General features: G+C 44.3%; 14 protein-coding genes, 1 pseudogene, 1 riboswitch and 1 other annotated feature. Of the genes and pseudogenes, 4 read left to right on the top strand and 11 right to left on the bottom strand.

Features of this window, described 5'->3' with window-relative positions; translation table 11 throughout:
• Positions 1-2 precede the first annotated feature (2 nt).
• From NMM25_RS08575 to NMM25_RS08615, 9 genes and pseudogenes are all read right to left on the bottom strand, one after another.
• Positions 3-569 (bottom strand): aminodeoxychorismate/anthranilate synthase component II, encoded by a 567-nt coding sequence (locus tag NMM25_RS08575; RefSeq protein WP_254736584.1) that lies wholly within the window; start codon positions 567-569, stop codon positions 3-5.
• Positions 566-1,927, bottom strand: coding sequence for an anthranilate synthase component I (trpE, locus tag NMM25_RS08580; protein ID WP_254736585.1), 1,362 nt, complete (start codon positions 1,925-1,927; stop codon positions 566-568). Before trpE ends, NMM25_RS08575 begins: the two co-directional genes overlap by 4 nt.
• A gap of 71 nt (positions 1,928-1,998) precedes the next feature.
• Positions 1,999-2,230, bottom strand: a binding site (T-box leader).
• Positions 2,221-3,399: pseudogene (trpB, locus tag NMM25_RS08585) on the bottom strand (tryptophan synthase subunit beta). (Overlaps the previous feature by 10 nt.)
• Positions 3,400-3,826: 427 nt before the next feature.
• A complete protein-coding gene (locus NMM25_RS08590) occupies positions 3,827-5,056 on the bottom strand; it encodes a DegT/DnrJ/EryC1/StrS aminotransferase family protein (RefSeq protein WP_254736586.1) in 1,230 nt (409 codons plus the stop codon).
• 42 nt (positions 5,057-5,098) lie between these two features.
• On the bottom strand, positions 5,099-5,791 hold the full coding sequence (locus NMM25_RS08595) for a sugar transferase (protein ID WP_254736587.1): 693 nt from the start codon (positions 5,789-5,791) through the stop codon (positions 5,099-5,101).
• 104 nt (positions 5,792-5,895) lie between these two features.
• Positions 5,896-7,638 (bottom strand): ABC transporter ATP-binding protein, encoded by a 1,743-nt coding sequence (locus tag NMM25_RS08600; protein ID WP_254736588.1) that lies wholly within the window; start codon positions 7,636-7,638, stop codon positions 5,896-5,898.
• Positions 7,628-9,373, bottom strand: a complete 1,746-nt coding sequence (locus NMM25_RS08605) for an ABC transporter ATP-binding protein (protein WP_254736589.1) — start codon at positions 9,371-9,373, stop codon at positions 7,628-7,630. The genes NMM25_RS08600 and NMM25_RS08605 overlap by 11 nt, the downstream gene beginning before the upstream one ends.
• 206 nt (positions 9,374-9,579) lie before the next feature.
• Complete coding sequence (locus tag NMM25_RS08610) at positions 9,580-10,215, bottom strand: DUF421 domain-containing protein (RefSeq protein ID WP_000174434.1); 636 nt, start codon at positions 10,213-10,215, stop codon at positions 9,580-9,582.
• Positions 10,212-10,667 carry a DUF3290 family protein gene (locus tag NMM25_RS08615; protein WP_000675323.1) on the bottom strand — a complete coding sequence of 152 codons (456 nt, stop codon included), beginning with the start codon at positions 10,665-10,667 and terminating at the stop codon, positions 10,212-10,214. Before NMM25_RS08615 ends, NMM25_RS08610 begins: the two co-directional genes overlap by 4 nt.
• A gap of 133 nt (positions 10,668-10,800) precedes the next feature.
• Here NMM25_RS08615 and NMM25_RS08620 point away from each other — a divergent pair, with 133 nt between their 5' ends.
• From NMM25_RS08620 to NMM25_RS08635, 4 genes are all read left to right on the top strand, one after another.
• Positions 10,801-11,628, top strand: coding sequence for an exodeoxyribonuclease III (locus tag NMM25_RS08620; RefSeq protein WP_254736590.1), 828 nt, complete (start codon positions 10,801-10,803; stop codon positions 11,626-11,628).
• 11 nt (positions 11,629-11,639) lie between these two features.
• Positions 11,640-12,026 (top strand): VOC family protein, encoded by a 387-nt coding sequence (locus NMM25_RS08625; protein WP_084945006.1) that lies wholly within the window; start codon positions 11,640-11,642, stop codon positions 12,024-12,026.
• Positions 12,027-12,159: 133 nt separating this feature from the next.
• Positions 12,160-12,255, top strand: a riboswitch (purine riboswitch).
• 120 nt (positions 12,256-12,375) lie between these two features.
• Positions 12,376-12,957, top strand: a complete 582-nt coding sequence (locus tag NMM25_RS08630) for a xanthine phosphoribosyltransferase (protein WP_084945007.1) — start codon at positions 12,376-12,378, stop codon at positions 12,955-12,957.
• The gene (locus NMM25_RS08635) at positions 12,957-14,219 is read left to right on the top strand and encodes a nucleobase:cation symporter-2 family protein (protein WP_254736591.1); all 1,263 of its coding nucleotides are present in this window, start codon (positions 12,957-12,959) and stop codon (positions 14,217-14,219) included. The genes NMM25_RS08630 and NMM25_RS08635 overlap by 1 nt, the downstream gene beginning before the upstream one ends.
• Positions 14,220-14,251: 32 nt before the next feature.
• Here the strand turns inward: NMM25_RS08635 and NMM25_RS08640 are convergent, their stop codons facing one another.
• Both NMM25_RS08640 and NMM25_RS08645 read right to left on the bottom strand, forming a co-directional pair.
• Positions 14,252-14,656 carry a PaaI family thioesterase gene (locus tag NMM25_RS08640; RefSeq protein WP_254736592.1) on the bottom strand — a complete coding sequence of 135 codons (405 nt, stop codon included), beginning with the start codon at positions 14,654-14,656 and terminating at the stop codon, positions 14,252-14,254.
• Positions 14,657-14,725: 69 nt separating this feature from the next.
• Positions 14,726-16,207, bottom strand: a complete 1,482-nt coding sequence (locus NMM25_RS08645; RefSeq protein ID WP_198459283.1) for a UDP-glucose--hexose-1-phosphate uridylyltransferase — start codon at positions 16,205-16,207, stop codon at positions 14,726-14,728.
• Positions 16,208-16,210: the final 3 nt, after the last annotated feature.

A 16,210-nucleotide genomic window follows, 5' to 3' on the forward strand; every position in this document is an offset into this window, starting at 1 on the left:
CCTCACTTTACAACATTCTCGATAAAATTCCGAATAGAAGACAAGCCATCTGGCGTTCCGATACTTTCTGGATGGTACTGGAAGCCATAAATCGGCAGGGTTTTGTGTTGAATTCCCATAATGGCCTGGTCATCAGTCGAACGAGCTGTCACTTCAAAGTCTTCTGGCATTTCTTCAATCAAAATACTGTGGTAACGCATGACCGCACGCCCATCCTCAATGCCTTGATACAAAACAGATGGGGCTTCAAAGCTGATATTGCTCTGTTTCCCATGCATGACTTTTGGTGCCAAACCTAGCTTCCCACCAAAGACTTCTCCGATGGCTTGGTGCCCCAAGCAAATCCCTAGAATCGGTTTCTTGCCTGCAAAGTCACGAATCATGTCTTCCATCTTTCCAGCATCAACTGGCCAACCAGGACCAGGAGAAAAGACCAGGCCATCTGCTTTTTCAGCTTCTTCATACAGCTTGGGACCATCATTTCTCAAGACTTGCACTTCTGCGAAATTCCCAATGTATTGCGCCAAGTTATAGGTAAAAGAATCATAGTTGTCAATCAATAAAATCATAGTCTTAGTTCTCCAATTCTAGTCATAGATTTAGCCTTGTTAATGGTTTCTTGGTATTCGTTTTGGGCAATAGAGTCATAGACAATCCCTGCCCCAGCCTGCACATAGGCTATTTGATTTTTGAGAATCATAGTTCGAATAGCGATAGCGAAATCCATATCGCCCGTTGCAGACAAGTAGCCGATTGCTCCTGCATATACGCCACGTTTTTCCGTTTCCAATTCATAGATGCGTCTCATGGCCCGAATCTTTGGTGCTCCTGAAACTGTTCCAGCTGGAAGTGTTGATTTTAAAGCATCCATAGCAGTGAGTTCTGGAAGCAAACGCCCTTTCACCACGCTGGTCAAATGCATAACATAGCGGAAGAGCTCCACTTCCATATACTTGGTGACTTGGACACTGGCTGTTTCAGAAATGCGGCCAATATCGTTACGCCCCAAGTCTACCAACATCCGATGTTCTGCTGTTTCCTTCTCATCAGAAAGCAGGTCTGTCGCCAAGGCCTTGTCTTCTTCATCCGTAGCTCCTCTTGGTCGCGTACCTGCAATCGGATTGGTTGTCACGATACCGTTTTTGACAGAAACCAAACTTTCTGGACTAGCACCGATGATTTGATAATCCCCAAAATCATAGAAATAAAGGTAATTGGATGGATTGGTCACGCGAAGATTTCTGTAGAAGTCAAATGGATTTCCAGTAACCTCTGCTGAGAAACGCTGGCTGAGCACGCATTGGAACATATCACCATTACGAATCAAGTCGCGAGCTGTTTCCACCATTTCCTCAAACTTCTGAGGAGCGATATGCGGTTTGAAGTTCAGCGGAGATAGATCCAAGTCTTCAAATTCATTTGTAGCAGGAATGCGTAATTCCTCCAGCACTTGATTCAAGGCTTTTTCCAACTCTTCTTGACTACGCTCGCTATAAAGAGCATCCTCTATGACATGAATTTTTTCTTTCTTGTGGTCAAAGACCATATAACTCTCATAGACAAAGAAATGCATGTCTGGCGTTCCAATGGTATCCTCAGGGATTTGGCCGATTTCCTCATAGAGCGAAATCATATCGTAACCAACAAAACCAATAGCTCCCCCACCAAAAGGGAGGTCTGAATGGTGCTGGCTCTTATGAGTCACTTCATAAAGGAAATCCAAGGGATCCCGATCAATCACTTGCCCATTTTGATAGAGGACTCCATTTTCAAACTGAATCTCAAAAACTGGATTATAGGCTAGGATAGAAAAACGAGCGGTTTCCTTGTCTCTCGGAATACTTTCTAAGATCACCTTGTGTTGCCCCTTTAGGCGCATATAAGCCAAGATTGGTGATAAGACATCTCCATGAATGATTCGTTCCATTGTAATTTCCCTTTCAGTTCTATTTTTAGTCCGTGGCGACTGTATGAAAAATCCCCACGCAAAATAACTTGCGTGAGGACGAAATTCGCGGTGCCACCTCAATTATAGGATTTCTCCTATCTCTCATTCCTGTCTCAGAACTTTCCTATAACAGCCTGTGCGATAAAGGGCACTCCCTTGAGAATTATGTTTTCTTCTCTTGTTTCAAATGGACCCAACCTTACAGCTTTCTCTGCTTGTTTCCAGCAACCACAAGCTCTCTGTGAGAGAAAGGACTGTAATTTTTCCATCTATTATTTTTTAGCTTCTAGGTAGTCTGCAATCGCAGCTACGTCCTTGTCTCCACGACCAGAGACATTGATGATGATAATCTCATCCTTACTTAGTTTCGGTGCACGTTTAACCGCTTCTGCGATGGCGTGCGAACTTTCAATCGCTGGGATAATCCCTTCAGTCTTGCTGAGAAGGAGCAAGGCTTGAACAGCTTCTTCATCTGTTGCTGCTACGTATTCTACGCGGCCTGAATCTTTAAAGTAGGCATGTTCTGGGCCAACCCCTGGATAGTCCAAACCAGCTGAGATAGAGTAAACTGGCGCCAGCTCTCCGTCTTCCTTAAAGACTGCATAGGTCTTCATACCATCGACAATTCCGACACTACCCTTTGTCATAGTGGCTGCATGCTTGTCTGTGTCAAGTCCGTGACCGGCAGCTTCGACCCCAACCAATTTGACTTCTTCATCAGCCACATACTGTGAAAAAGCACCGATAGCATTGGAACCACCACCTACACAGGCAATGACGTAGTCTGGTAAACGGCCTTCTTTTTCCAAGATTTGACGACGAGATTCTTCACTGATGACCTTTTGAAACTCATGGACAATAGTAGGATAAGGATGAGGTCCTACAGCAGATCCCAAAACGTAGAAGGCTTCAAGGTCATTCATCCATGCTCCAAAGGCTGCATCGACCGCATCCTTGAGAGTTCGCGTTCCCGTTTCAACTGCGTGAACAGTTGCTCCCATCATCTCCATACGGAAAACATTGAGACGTTGACGCTCAACATCCTCTGCCCCCATATAGACATCACAGGCCATACCAAACTTGGCTGCAGCAGCTGCAGTCGCAACACCGTGCTGACCAGCTCCTGTTTCTGCGATCACTCGTTTTTTGCCCATACGTTTGGCAAGAAGGATTTGTCATAAAACGTTGTTGAGCTTGTGAGAACCAAGGTGATTAAGGTCTTCGCGCTTGAGATAAATCTTAGCTCCACCTAGGTGGTCTGTCAAACTTTCCGCAAAATAAAGCGGTGTTTCGCGACCAGAATAATCCTTCAAGTAATGGCGAAATTCTGCCAAAAATTCTGGATCATCCTTGTATTTATCAAATGTCACTTCCAACTCATCCAACAAAGCCTGAATCGGCTCCGGTACAAAACTACCACCAAATTGTCCAAAATAACCTTTAGTTGTCATAAAATTTTTCCTCTTTCCATATTAATCCGACTTTTTGTTTGCTTTTAGTAGTAGGCAAGGAGCTGTAGATAGAACTCAAGTTCATCAAAGCGACTCAACGCCCTAATAAAAGATAAACAAAATGACGGATAGAAAAAAGCCCACACACAGATTGGATTCTGTGTGAGGGCGTTGGTAACGCGGTGCCACCTCAATTATAAAGGGACTATTCCCCTTTACATCTCTGCCTTGTCTAACAACAAGTTGCACTGTAAGGTGTGCGCACCGAATTTTCATTGTTTCAAATTCATTTTTAAAATCAGCCCACTTTCACTACTTCCAACCACCTGTTCACAATCACCACAGGCTCCCTGAAGATCAAAAATAGTTACTTTTCTGATTTGTTGAGAATATTATATGCTATTGTCCTCTTTTTGTCAAGATTTTTTTATGATTTTTTTCCTGATCCGAGGATTTCTTCAGAAATTCTCACCAAAGTCTGAACGATGTAATCAACTTCTTCATCGCTTAATTTTGTATGAAGAGGAAGCGTAATTTCATTTTCAAAGAAAGCATAGGCTCTTGGATAATCTGCCATATCGAAACCAAGATTCTTATAGGCTGTCAAGAGAGGAAGCGGTTTATAGTGTACATTACTTGCAATTCCTGCTTTAGCCAATTCTTGGATGATGAGGTTGCGTTCTTCTAAACTTGCTCCTTCTACATGGGTGATATAGAGGTGGCGTGAAGATTCGACAGTATCAGTCTTGTGTGCCAGTGGGTGAATACGAGTATCCGCAAAACCACGATCATAACGATCCACGATGTCCTTACGACGTTGTAGCAACCCAGAGTAACGGTCCAATTGTACCAAACCAAGTGACGCCATGATATCGGTCATATTGCACTTGTAGGCTGGTGTAACGATATCGTATTCCCATGAACCCAATTGCATCTTGGCAAGAGCGTCTTTAGTTTGACCATGAAGGGAAAGGATTTGGAACTCCTTGTACATCTCTTCGTCATCAATCGCTGGATTGGCTTTCCAAGTGGCACTTCCTCCCTCAGCCGTTGTAAAGTTCTTAACGGCATGGAATGAGAAGGAAGTAAAGTCAGCGATCGAACCAGCTGGTTGTCCTTTATAAGTAGATCCCAAAGCATGGGCACTATCAGAGACAATCACGATACGGTTAAAGGCCTTTTGCCACTTACTTGAAGCAGTAAAGAGGTCCCGTTTTTTCTCCACGACTTGGAACAAACGGTCATAGTCGCACACAATCCCTGCAAGCTCTACTGGGATGATAACCTTAGTTTTCTCAGTGATAGCTTGCTCAAGTAGGTCATAATCCATCTCAAACGTATCTGCTTGGATATCCACCATGACAGGTGTCGCTCCTACGTGAGTGATGACACTACATGAAGCTGTATAAGTCATAGCTGGAACGATGACTTCATCACCTGGTCCCACTTCCAAAACACGTAAAATCAACTCAAGAGCTGCGGTCGCAGAGTTGAGGCAGACAGTCTTAGGTGTCTGTGTGTATTGAGACAAGCGGCGCTCTAATTCTTTTGTCTTAGGACCTGTTGTAATCCAGCCAGAACGCAGGGTGTCTGCTACTTCAGCAATTTCTGCTTCTGTAATATCGGGTGGTGAAAATGGAATATTGTAATTTGGCATTGATTTGCTCCTTTTATCTGTACTCATTTTCTCATGACTACTTTATTTTAGCACTTCAAACACGGTTTGAAACATGATTTTGATGTCTCCAAGGAAACTAAACTCTCGGAGATAGGCGAGATTATAGCGCATCTTTTCAGGAAGAACATGCTCTACATAGGCCTGGTCAACCGACAGACCTTTCTCTGTCATCTGACTGATGATCGTGTCCTCATCCTTGTAGTTGATGCTGGCTGGAGAGGTGATTCCTGCTGGCAAGAGCAAGGTCGCCATCATTTCAGGACTATACTGCTCGGTGTAACGTGGCACTTCAGGTCGTGTACCGACAAAGGACATCTCGCCTTTAAGTACATTGACCAGCTGAGGTAGTTCGTCCAAACGCACACGGCGAATGAAATTTCCCACTTTGGTAATACGGCTATCGTTAGCAGAAGTCACCAGACTTCCTTTTTTATCCGCGTCCGTCACCATAGTACGGAACTTCCAAATCTTGAACGGACGGTTGTACTGGGTCACGCGCTCTTGCTTGTAAATGACAGGTCCCTTGCTATCCAACTTGATCCAAATGCTCAAGATCAGAAAGACGGGAGAAGTCAAAACTAGCAAAAACAGGGCCAGAACCCAATCCAGGCAACGCTTGCAAATCAGCGAACCCTTCCTTTTAGAGACAAGCTGGTAGTAAGACTCAACCTCGCTTGATTGCATTTCCACGGGCAAGTCTTCCCATTTCAGCATGCTGTTTCTCCTTTGTTTTTATTATACTATTTGTCAACATTTTTCATTATACCACAAAATGGAAAAGGCGGTGCAAGAAATCTGTGATTTAGAGGAATTCTTCTTTAGGTAAGAGCCCCTGCCTGCAAGCTATACATCTTGTGATAGGTTTCTCCCAAGGCCAAGAGTTCCTCATGGGTTCCACTCTCGATGATGCGTCCCTTGTCCAAGACATAGATGCAGTTGGCGTCCTGGATGGTCGAAAGGCGGTGGGCGATAGCAATGGTTGTCCGCCCCTTTCTCATCTTAGCTAGGGAATCTTGAACCAAACTTTCTGTTTCAGAGTCAATATTGGCTGTCGCTTCATCCAAAATCAAGATTTTAGGCTGACTTGCGACTGTTCTGGCAAAGGCAAGAAGCTGACGCTGTCCAGTAGAAAAGCTCGAACCACGCTCAGACACAGGTGCATCATAACCCTGCGGAAGCTCCTGAATAAAGGAATCTGCATCCACAAAGACAGCTGCATCCTTTACTTGCTCATCACTAATCTCTTGATACATGGCGATATTGGACTTGATAGTCCCGTGATAGAGGAAGGGATCCTGCAAGACCAGACCGATGTTCTTTCTCAGTTCTTCCTGGCTGTAGTTTCGGATATCCACATCATCCAAGAGAACTCTCCCTGACTGAAATTCATAAAAACGCATGAGGACATTGATAATGGAAGATTTCCCTGAACCTGTATGTCCTACAAAGGCAATGGTTTCGCCCTTGTTAACTGAAAAGGAAATATCATCCAGAATCTGGTGCTTACCATCATAAGAGAAACACACATGTTCAAAACGGATATTGCCCTCTTGGACTTTGGCTTGCTCATCTTCTTGAAGAGGCTCATAGGTCCTCTCATCAATCAAGGCAAAGACACGGCCTGCAGATACCATGGACGTTTGAAGGGTTGAAAAGTTTTGCGTCACCTCAATCAGAGGATCAAAGAGACGATTGATATACTGGATAAAGGCATACATGGTTCCTGCTGTTATTCCCAGATAAAGCCCACGATAGCCAAAATAGGCCATCAAAACAGCGTAGCCTAGAAGTTTCAACAAACTCATGGCAGGACGTAAAAAGAGGGCATCCAAGGCGACAGAACGGTTGGCATAGACCAAGTGTTCTTGGTTGATTTCATCAAATTCTGCCTGAAGGCGCTTCTCTTGATTAAAGGCCTGGATAATCCTGATTCCCTCGATATTCTCTGCCAGCTTACTATTGATATCTGACAAGAGACTTCTGGTTTTCTCGATGATTTTCACTGACTTTTTCCGGTAGAGATTGACCAAAAGGAAAATCAAGGGAAGAAAGAGCAAGACTAAAGCTGTCAAACGAAAATCCAGCACCAACATGGTATACAGAGTTGTCAGAAAGATGAAAACTGCTGAAATAAAGCTGGATAAAATCCCTGAAAACATATCACTGATGGTCTCGGTATCATTGGTCAAACGAGAAACGATGGAGCCTGCTGGCGTCTTGTCAAAATAAGACATGCCGAGTTTCTCCATATTGGCAAAGGCATCGCGACGAATATCTCTGACAATACTGTAGGACACCCGCGCAAAGAGAAGATTTCCAACATACTGAACCAGAGTTTGCAGGAGATAAAGACCATAGTAGGCCAGCAAAACGGTAACGGCCAGTTGATTAAGATTGCTGAGGTACTGGTCGATAAAGTGGGAAGCCACAAGGGGAATGACACTTTTAATGACCGTCGTCGCGAGGAGAAAACTGAGTGCCAAAAAGGTCAGGAGGCCATAGGGCTTGAGATAGGACATCAAGCGCTTCAATACAGCCCATTGTTCTTTCTTATTCTGCATCTTCTTCTCCTTTCATTTCCAACTGCTGAGACTGGTAGGTTTGGGCATACCAGCCATCTAGGGCTAGCAGGTCTTCGTGCGTACCTCGTTCGATAATCTGTCCATTTTGCAGAACCAAGATCAAATCTGCATGGACGACTGCACTGAGGCGATGTGCTGTAATAATAGTTGTCTTGTCCTTCCGCGTCTCCTTGAGATTGTCGATGATCGCATACTCTGTCTTGGCATCCACGGCGGACAGGGAATCATCTAAAATTAAGATATCAGGGTCTAGAATCATAGCTCGACTCATGGCTAGGCGCTGCTTTTGCCCACCTGAAAGACTGACTCCTTTTTCACCAATCAACGTATCAAATCCCTGAGGCATATCTACAATATCTTGGTAAACTTGGGCTAGCTTAGTCGCTTCCTCAACTGCTGAAAGGGGCAAGTTAGGATTGCCAAAGCGGATATTGTCTAAGATAGAGGTCGCAAAGAGGAACTGGTCCTGAGGGACATAGCCCATGAGACTACGAAGGTCTGTCAGAAGATAGTCCCGAATATCATGACCATTTAGGTAAATAGCTCCCTTATCCACATCGTATTCACGCAAAAGGAGCTTAATCAAGGATGTTTTCCCAGAGCCTGTCTGCCCGACTAAGCCTAGGGTTTGCCCTTTTTCTAAACTAAAGTGAATATCCGTCAGTGTCTCCTCATTTTCAAAGGCAAAGCTGTCAATGGCATACTCCAAGCGCCCATTTTCAATACAATCTAAAGGAAACTCAGGGTCTTTTACAGGTGATTCCTGAGACAAAAGATCCTCAATCCGTTGGTAAGAAACCTTGCCTCGTTGAGTGATATTAAAGAGGAAACCAATGGCCATAAGAGGCCAGACCAACATATCCAAGTAGCTGATAAAGGTGACCAGATTCCCAACCGTAATCTGTCCCTCCTGAACCATCAAGGAACCGACCAAAAGGGTTAAAACATAGGACGAACCAACAAACAAGAGAACCATGGGGTCAAAGAGACTATCGTATTTCATGGTTTGGAGATTCTTTTGGAAGGTCAATTCATTTACTGCCTGAAAGGACTTCAACTCATCCGCCTGATAACCGAAAGACTTGGTCACCTTGATACCTGATACAGACTCCTGCACCTTGTTATTGAGTTCAGAAAAGGCAGCTTGTGACTCGCCAAAGGCCTTGTGGGTCTTTCTCCCTAGACGACTGGTCGCATAAGCCATAAAAGGCAAAGGCAGAATGGCAACTAAGGTCATTTGCCATGAAATGCTAAAAAGCATGGTCAGCAAAGTCACCAGCGCCGTGATGGAAGCATCCACTGCTGACATGACTCCTCCACCTGCAAGACGAGTTAAAGCATTGATATCATTGGTGGCGTGTGCCATCAAGTCCCCCGTCCGATAGGTCTGATAAAAGGCTGGCGACATTTTTGTGAAATGCTCAAACAAGCGGGACCGCATGATCTGCCCCAAACGATAGGAAGTTCCAAGGATATACATGCGCCAAACATAGCGCAGATAGTACATCCCAAAGGCTGCCAGCAGTAGATAAAATAGATTAAGAAAGAGGGCCTGCTGGGTTAATTGCCCCGACGTAATGGCATCAATCACCCGCCCCATAACCATGGGAGGAATGAGATTGAGGACGGAAACCAAGACCAAGGCCACAATCCCGACTAAATAACGGCGCTTTTCTAACTTGAAAAACCACCAGAGTTTTTGAATAATGGACATAAAATCCCTTTCTGATTGCAAATGGAAACCTGAGGCCAAGACTCAATGAAAATCAAAGAGCAAACTAGGAAACTAGCCACAGGCTGCTCAAAGCACTGCTTTGAGGTTGTAGATAGAACTGACGAAGTCAGTAACCTACATACGGCAAGGCGACGTTGACGCAGTTTGAATTTGATTTTTGAAGAGTACAAGACCCCAGGTTTTTCTTATTCATAAGTTACGACTGAGACGACACCCTTGTCATACTCAGCGATAAAGATATTGGCCACATTGTCATACCCTTGTTTACTGAGGTTATCAAGCAGCCATTCTTCGCTCCGACCAATGGTCTCCAAAATTTCAACTTGGATCACACCGTCTGTGACAACAGGATACTTGGGATTCTCATCTCCCATTTGGACTACGATGAGTTGACCGTTTTGCTCCTGCATAGCGCGTTTGACTTGTTTCATTTGGAAAATTCCCTGGCTACGGAGCTTAAGAGCTACATCCGCTGCTGATAAACCAACCGAACGGCAGGCTTCTGGATCAATCTTTCCATTTTTTATGAGCAGGGTTGGTTTCCCATCAATCAAACGTTTCACAAAGTGAACATTATTGTTCAGCCATTTGAGAGTCAAGACCAGAATGGTCCACATGATCAAGATGACTGCATACTGAAGGATGCTGATGGCGCTATTGTAAATCACCCCACCGATGATCCCCCCGAGTACATAGTTCTGAATTTGATCTATTGCTGAGTTAGGCGCTAGGTTACCCTTTCCGGTCACATTAATTACAAAAACCAGAGAAAAGAGACCCAAGGCTAGTTTGATTAAAATTTCGATATAATTGAGTGTCATTTGTTCACCTCCACCAGTTCAATTGCATCTGTTTTATACAATTCGACTTTCTCTAGCAGGTACTTGTCTGGCTCACTTCCGTTCAAGGCACGGTAATAGCGATCTCCGACCTTGATAAGTGCGCCATCAGTGTCGGCAGAAGTATTGACATAGACTTCTGACTTGTCTACTCCCAATTCTTTGGAAACAAGCTCGATGAAATGAAGTGAAGCTTGAAATTTATTATTAGATACTTGATTGTTTTGATAAGTTGTGATGCTGACCAAAAGGAGAGCTAATAAGGTCAAAGCTGAAATCATGACCAACTCACGAAATTTGGTCCCCTTTTTATCATGATAAGCCTTGAAAGCTAAAAATCCTGTCACAGCTAATAGGACAATCCCTAAACCAATCATGATGCCATTTTGCTGACCGATTTGGCTGAGGACATAGTCATAAGAATAGAATTTCATGTATTTTCACTCCCTTTCATAAAATCATTCTTAATTATAAACGAAAGAGGGTGATTTTTCAAACCATACGTTGGGGAAATGCGCCTTTTTTTGGTATAATATAGTCTGTAATCAGAATGAAAAAGGTAACTTTATGAAACTCATCTCATGGAATATTGATTCCCTCAATGCAGCCCTAACTAGTGACTCAGCACGCGCCAAATTGTCCCAAGAAGTCCTACAAACCCTTGTGGCAGAAAATGCTGATATCATTGCTATACAAGAAACCAAACTTTCTGCCAAGGGTCCTACAAAGAAACACTTGGAAATTTTAGAGGAACTCTTCCCAGGCTACGAAAATACGTGGCGCTCTTCCCAAGAACCTGCCCGTAAAGGCTATGCTGGTACTATGTTCCTCTATAAGAAAGAACTTACGCCTACTATCAGCTTCCCAGAAATCGGTGCCCCTTCTACCATGGACTTGGAAGGTCGCATCATCACCTTGGAATTTGATGAATTTTTCGTAACCCAAGTTTACACTCCAAACGCTGGTGATGGTCTCAAACGCTTGGAAGAACGCCAAGTCTGGGATGTCAAATATGCTGAATATTTGGCTGAACTAGACAAAGAAAAACCAGTCCTTGCGACCGGTGACTATAACGTAGCCCACAATGAAATCGACCTTGCAAATCCTGCCAGCAACCGCCATTCACCTGGATTTACCGATGAGGAACGTGCTGGATTTACCAACCTCTTGGCAACTGGATTTACCGACACCTTCCGCCACATTCACGGCGATGTCCCAGAACGTTACACTTGGTGGGCACAACGCAGCAAGACTTCTAAAATCAACAATACAGGCTGGAGAATCGACTACTGGCTCACAAGTAACCGCATCGCTGACAAAGTAACTAAGTCTGATATGATTGACTCTGGTGCGCGCCAAGACCACACACCCATTGTCATGGAGATTGAGCTCTAAGGAGAAAGCTAATGGACTATCAAGCTGTCATTCCTGAATTTGTAGTATCTGACCTTGAAAAGTCACGCCACTTCTACTGCGACTTGCTGGGATTTTCTGTCGAATACGAGCGTCCAGAGGAGAAATTTCTCTTCCTCTCGCTTGAAGACTGCCAACTTATGCTAGAGGAGGGAACACCCGAGGAGCTGGCTAACCTTACCTACCCTTTTGGAAAAGGTGTCAATATTTCCTTTGGCATTGAAGATGTCCCTCAGCTCCACCAAAAACTGCTGGAAGCTGACTATCCTATCCATCGTCCTTTGACTAAGAGAACATTTCGTGTTGGGGATCACTATATCTATCCTCACGAATTTGCAGTTTTGGATCCAGATGGTTATTTTTTAAGATTTAGCGAATAGAAGAACAAAAGGCTACAATACTTTCTAGCGTTGCAGCCTTTTATTCGTTCGCTTTTATGATCTATTTACTAACAAAATATTTGATTTATAAAGCTATTTGGTGTAAAATAAAAACATTGGCAGTAGCCTATTTAAAATTGAATATCATTTTACTTGTTTATGTCGTGAATTGGCACGACGTTTCTACAAGGTGCCGGAACACCTAACAATGAGTATGTCAGCTGGAGGTATGGTTTTGGCCATACCTATTTTGGGGACTTACTTAGGGGATTAAGTAGGTCTTTTTTCTATTTCTTGCTAGAAACTCTAAACAAGCAAATGAAGTATCTTTTAGACTTTAGGAGGTCTTATGAAATTATTAGAAGAGCGCATCCTCAAGGATGGGCATATCTTGGGTGACAACATCCTCAAGGTGGATTCCTTTTTAACCCACCAAGTTGACTTTAGCTTGATGCGAGAGATTGGGAAGGTATTCGCGAAAAGATTCGTTTCTTCTGGCATTACCAAAGTTGTAACCATTGAAGCGTCAGGCATTGCCCCAGCCGTTTTTACAGCTGAAGCCTTGAATGTCCCCATGATTTTCGCCAAGAAAGCTAAAAACATCACCATGAATGAAGGCATCTTAACTGCTCAAGTCTACTCCTTTACCAAGCAGGTGACCAGCACGGTCTCCATCGCTGGAAAATTCCTCTCACCTGAGGACAAGGTCTTGATTATCGATGATTTCCTAGCTAATGGCCAAGCTGCCAAAGGCTTGATCCAAATCATCGAACAAGCCGGAGCAAAAGTTGAAGCGATTGGTATCGTGATTGAAAAATCCTTCCAGGATGGTCGTGATTTGCTTGAGAAAGCTGGCTATCCAGTTCTATCACTCGCTCGTTTGGAACGTTTTGAAAACGGTCAGGTCGTATTTAAGGAGGCAGATCTCTAATGCAAAAACAAGAAAAACATTCACAAGCAGCCGTTCTTGGCTTACAGCACTTACTAGCCATGTACTCAGGCTCTATCCTGGTTCCTATCATGATTGCGACAGCTCTTGGCTATTCAGCTGAACAGTTGACCTACCTAATCTCCACAGATATCTTCATGTGTGGGGTAGCTACCTTCCTTCAACTCCAACTCAACAAATACTTTGGGATTGGACTACCAGTCGTTCTCGGGGTTGCCTTCCAGTCGGTTGCTCCCTTGATTATGATTGGGCAAAGCCACGGTAGCGGTGCTATGTTTGGTGCTCTTATCGTTTCAGGGATTTATGTAGTTATGATTTCAGGCATCTTCTCAAAAGTAGCCAATCTCTTCCCATCTATCGTAACAGGCTCTGTCATTACCACGATTGGTTTAACCTTGATTCCTGTCGCTATTGGAAATATGGGAAATAACGTTCCAGAGCCAACTGGTCAAAGTCTCTTGCTTGCAGCTATCACTGTTCTGATCATCCTCTTGATCAACATCTTTACCAAAGGATTTATCAAGTCTATCTCCATTTTGATTGGTCTGGTTGTCGGAACCTCCATTGCTGCTACTATGGGCTTGGTTGATTTATCCCCTGTTGCGGCAGCACCACTAGTCCATGTTCCTACTCCCCTCTACTTTGGGGTGCCAACTTTTGAAATCTCTTCTATTGTCATGATGTGTATCATTGCAACGGTGTCTATGGTTGAATCAACTGGTGTTTACCTGGCCTTGTCTGATATTACCAATGACCCAATCGACAGCATGCGCCTGCGTAACGGTTACCGCGCAGAAGGTTTAGCTGTCCTTCTCGGAGGAATCTTTAACACCTTCCCTTACACAGGATTTTCACAAAACGTTGGTTTGGTTAAATTATCAGGTATCAAGACTCGTCTGCCAATCTACTACGCGGCTGGTTTCTTAGTTCTCCTTGGACTCCTTCCTAAGTTTGGAGCCCTCGCTCAAATCATTCCGAGCCCTGTTCTTGGAGGGGCCATGCTGGTGATGTTTGGTTTTGTTTCCCTTCAAGGGATGCAAATCCTCGCCCGTGTTGACTTTGCTAACAATGAACACAACTTCCTTATCGCAGCTGTTTCAATCGCTGCAGGTGTCGGACTCAATAACAGTAATCTCTTTGTCAGCATGCCGACAGCCTTCCAAATGTTCTTCTCAAACGGAATCGTCGTAGCCAGCCTACTGGCTATTGTACTCAATGCAGTATTAAATCGGAAAAAGAAATAAAAAAAAGAGGTGTAGACCTCTTTTTTGTTTCTCTATATCCTCACCTGTCTCTCTTCTGACCGCTGTCCTGTGACAAACATGGTGAAGGTTGCCTTGCAGACATTTCTGCCCTCTTGGTTGGTGATATCGACATCCACGACACAGGTTGTGCGACCTTGATGGACACATTCTCCTTTAATGGTCAACACATCGTCGCGTTTTCCTGCCTTGAGGTAGTTGATAGAGGACTGAAGCGTCACTCCATCAAGCCCCAGTGAGATAACCATTAAACCACTAATCTGGTCACAAAGGGTAAAGAGATAGCCACCATGGGCATTGCCATAATAGTTGAGCGACGAATCCACTACTTTTGTCGTCACCACAACGTGACCATCTCTCATTTTTTCTATTTCGTAATTTTCAAAGGCAGATATAGCGTCAAAATGAAAATCTTTCATCGTTTCCTCCTGATAGTTCAAACGACACTATGATACTACTTTTTATAGAACTGTGCAAGGAGAAAGCTCCTAGTCTGGCAAAATTCCAACCTGCTCTACAAAGCGCATAAAGGCTGCCTGTCCTTGTTCCGTCTGCTTGTAAACCCCCGCATCCTCTAGAACGCGCGCAAAGATAGCACCCACAGAGTCCTTGACGATTTCAAGGGCTTTTTCTTTATCTGCTAGATCTGGATGTTGGACTTTGAGCTGGTCTGCCCATTCCTGATGATAGTCTGCAACTGCTTCACCATCTCCTACAAGATAGCTAGCGACTTGCTCCACTTCTACCTTCAAACGAGGTGGCAAGATAGCCAAGCCCATGACCTCAATCAAGCCGATATTTTCCTTCTTGATATGTTGGACATCCTTGTGGGGATGATAGATGCCATCAGGATGCTCTGGCGATGTCTGATTGTCTCGCAAGACCAAGTCCAACTCAAACTGTCCATCGCGTTTACGAGCAATCGGTGTAATGGTATGGTGTGGTGTCCCGTCTGTCTCTGCCAAAATCTGTACTTCAGGGTCTGAATATTGCCGCCATTCCTGCAAAATTTTGTCAGCCAAGTTAATCAAATCCTCTTTGGAATCCGAAGTCAAACGTAGCACTGACATAGGCCACTTGACAATCCCAGCCTTGACTTGTTCAAAACCAGCAAATCGGAAAGCCTTTTGCAAGGGAGCCAATTCCATAGGAAACACGTGACGGCCTCCCTGATAGTGGTCATGAGTCAGAATAGAGCCTCCCACGATTGGAAGGTCGGCATTCGAACCTGCAAAATATCCCGGAAATTGCTCTACAATCGCCAGCAGACGCTCAAAACTCTGACGACTAATCGCCATCGGACAGTGCTGGCCGTCTAAGAAAATACAGTGCTCATTAAAATAAGCATAGGGCGAATACTGGAAGCCCCACTCCTGACCCGCCATTTCAAAACGAATAATGCGGTGATTGCTGCGAGCTGGATGGTTAACCCGACCATGGTAGCCTTCGTTCTCTAGACAAAGCTGACACTGGGGATAATTGCTAGCTTGCACCAACTTGGCCGCCGCAATCTCCTTTGGATCCTTTTCAGGCTTAGAGAGGTTGATGGTAATCTCAAGTTCTCCGTAGTCAGATGGTACACGATAAGCAATATTTTTAGCAATGGCCTTGAGCTTGATGTAGTCGTTTTTCTGGCTGAGCTGGTAAAAATCCCCTATCGCCTGCTCAGGAGAGTGAGCATAGGTTGTCCAAAAGTCACGATTAACCTGACTTGGACAAGGGGTTACCAAGTCCATCAGTTCAGCACCAAGGATTTCACGCGCAGTCTGACTATCCTCAATCGTCTCTAATCGAACCGCTTCCTCAACCAACTGGTCCTTGAGGTCAATCAATTTATCCAGATTCGTCTCAACTTCCAAAACACCATCTCCCACTCGTGCCAAGACACGATTGGTCAGGTAGATTCGATCCATTTCCTCAAATGAACTTTCAGTAATAACATGTGTTACAAATTTATCTACTAAGGTCACGAT

The sequence above is a fragment of the Streptococcus sp. CF10-1 genome (assembly GCF_024295825.1).
In the GTDB taxonomy this organism is placed as follows: Bacteria; Bacillota; Bacilli; order Lactobacillales; family Streptococcaceae; genus Streptococcus.

What these genes read in the sequence shown, in the direction of transcription:
- NMM25_RS08575 (WP_254736584.1), bottom strand. Translation starts at nt 569, where the DNA reads ATGATTTTATTGATTGACAACTATGATTCTTTTACCTATAACTTGGCG.
- trpE (WP_254736585.1), bottom strand. Translation starts at nt 1,927, where the DNA reads ATGGAACGAATCATTCATGGAGATGTCTTATCACCAATCTTGGCTTAT.
- NMM25_RS08590 (WP_254736586.1), bottom strand. Translation starts at nt 5,056, where the DNA reads ATGCCAAATTACAATATTCCATTTTCACCACCCGATATTACAGAAGCA.
- NMM25_RS08595 (WP_254736587.1), bottom strand. Translation starts at nt 5,791, where the DNA reads ATGCTGAAATGGGAAGACTTGCCCGTGGAAATGCAATCAAGCGAGGTT.
- NMM25_RS08600 (WP_254736588.1), bottom strand. Translation starts at nt 7,638, where the DNA reads ATGCAGAATAAGAAAGAACAATGGGCTGTATTGAAGCGCTTGATGTCC.
- NMM25_RS08605 (WP_254736589.1), bottom strand. Translation starts at nt 9,373, where the DNA reads ATGTCCATTATTCAAAAACTCTGGTGGTTTTTCAAGTTAGAAAAGCGC.
- NMM25_RS08610 (WP_000174434.1), bottom strand. Translation starts at nt 10,215, where the DNA reads ATGACACTCAATTATATCGAAATTTTAATCAAACTAGCCTTGGGTCTC.
- NMM25_RS08615 (WP_000675323.1), bottom strand. Translation starts at nt 10,667, where the DNA reads ATGAAATTCTATTCTTATGACTATGTCCTCAGCCAAATCGGTCAGCAA.
- NMM25_RS08620 (WP_254736590.1), top strand. Translation starts at nt 10,801, where the DNA reads ATGAAACTCATCTCATGGAATATTGATTCCCTCAATGCAGCCCTAACT.
- NMM25_RS08625 (WP_084945006.1), top strand. Translation starts at nt 11,640, where the DNA reads ATGGACTATCAAGCTGTCATTCCTGAATTTGTAGTATCTGACCTTGAA.
- NMM25_RS08630 (WP_084945007.1), top strand. Translation starts at nt 12,376, where the DNA reads ATGAAATTATTAGAAGAGCGCATCCTCAAGGATGGGCATATCTTGGGT.
- NMM25_RS08635 (WP_254736591.1), top strand. Translation starts at nt 12,957, where the DNA reads ATGCAAAAACAAGAAAAACATTCACAAGCAGCCGTTCTTGGCTTACAG.
- NMM25_RS08640 (WP_254736592.1), bottom strand. Translation starts at nt 14,656, where the DNA reads ATGAAAGATTTTCATTTTGACGCTATATCTGCCTTTGAAAATTACGAA.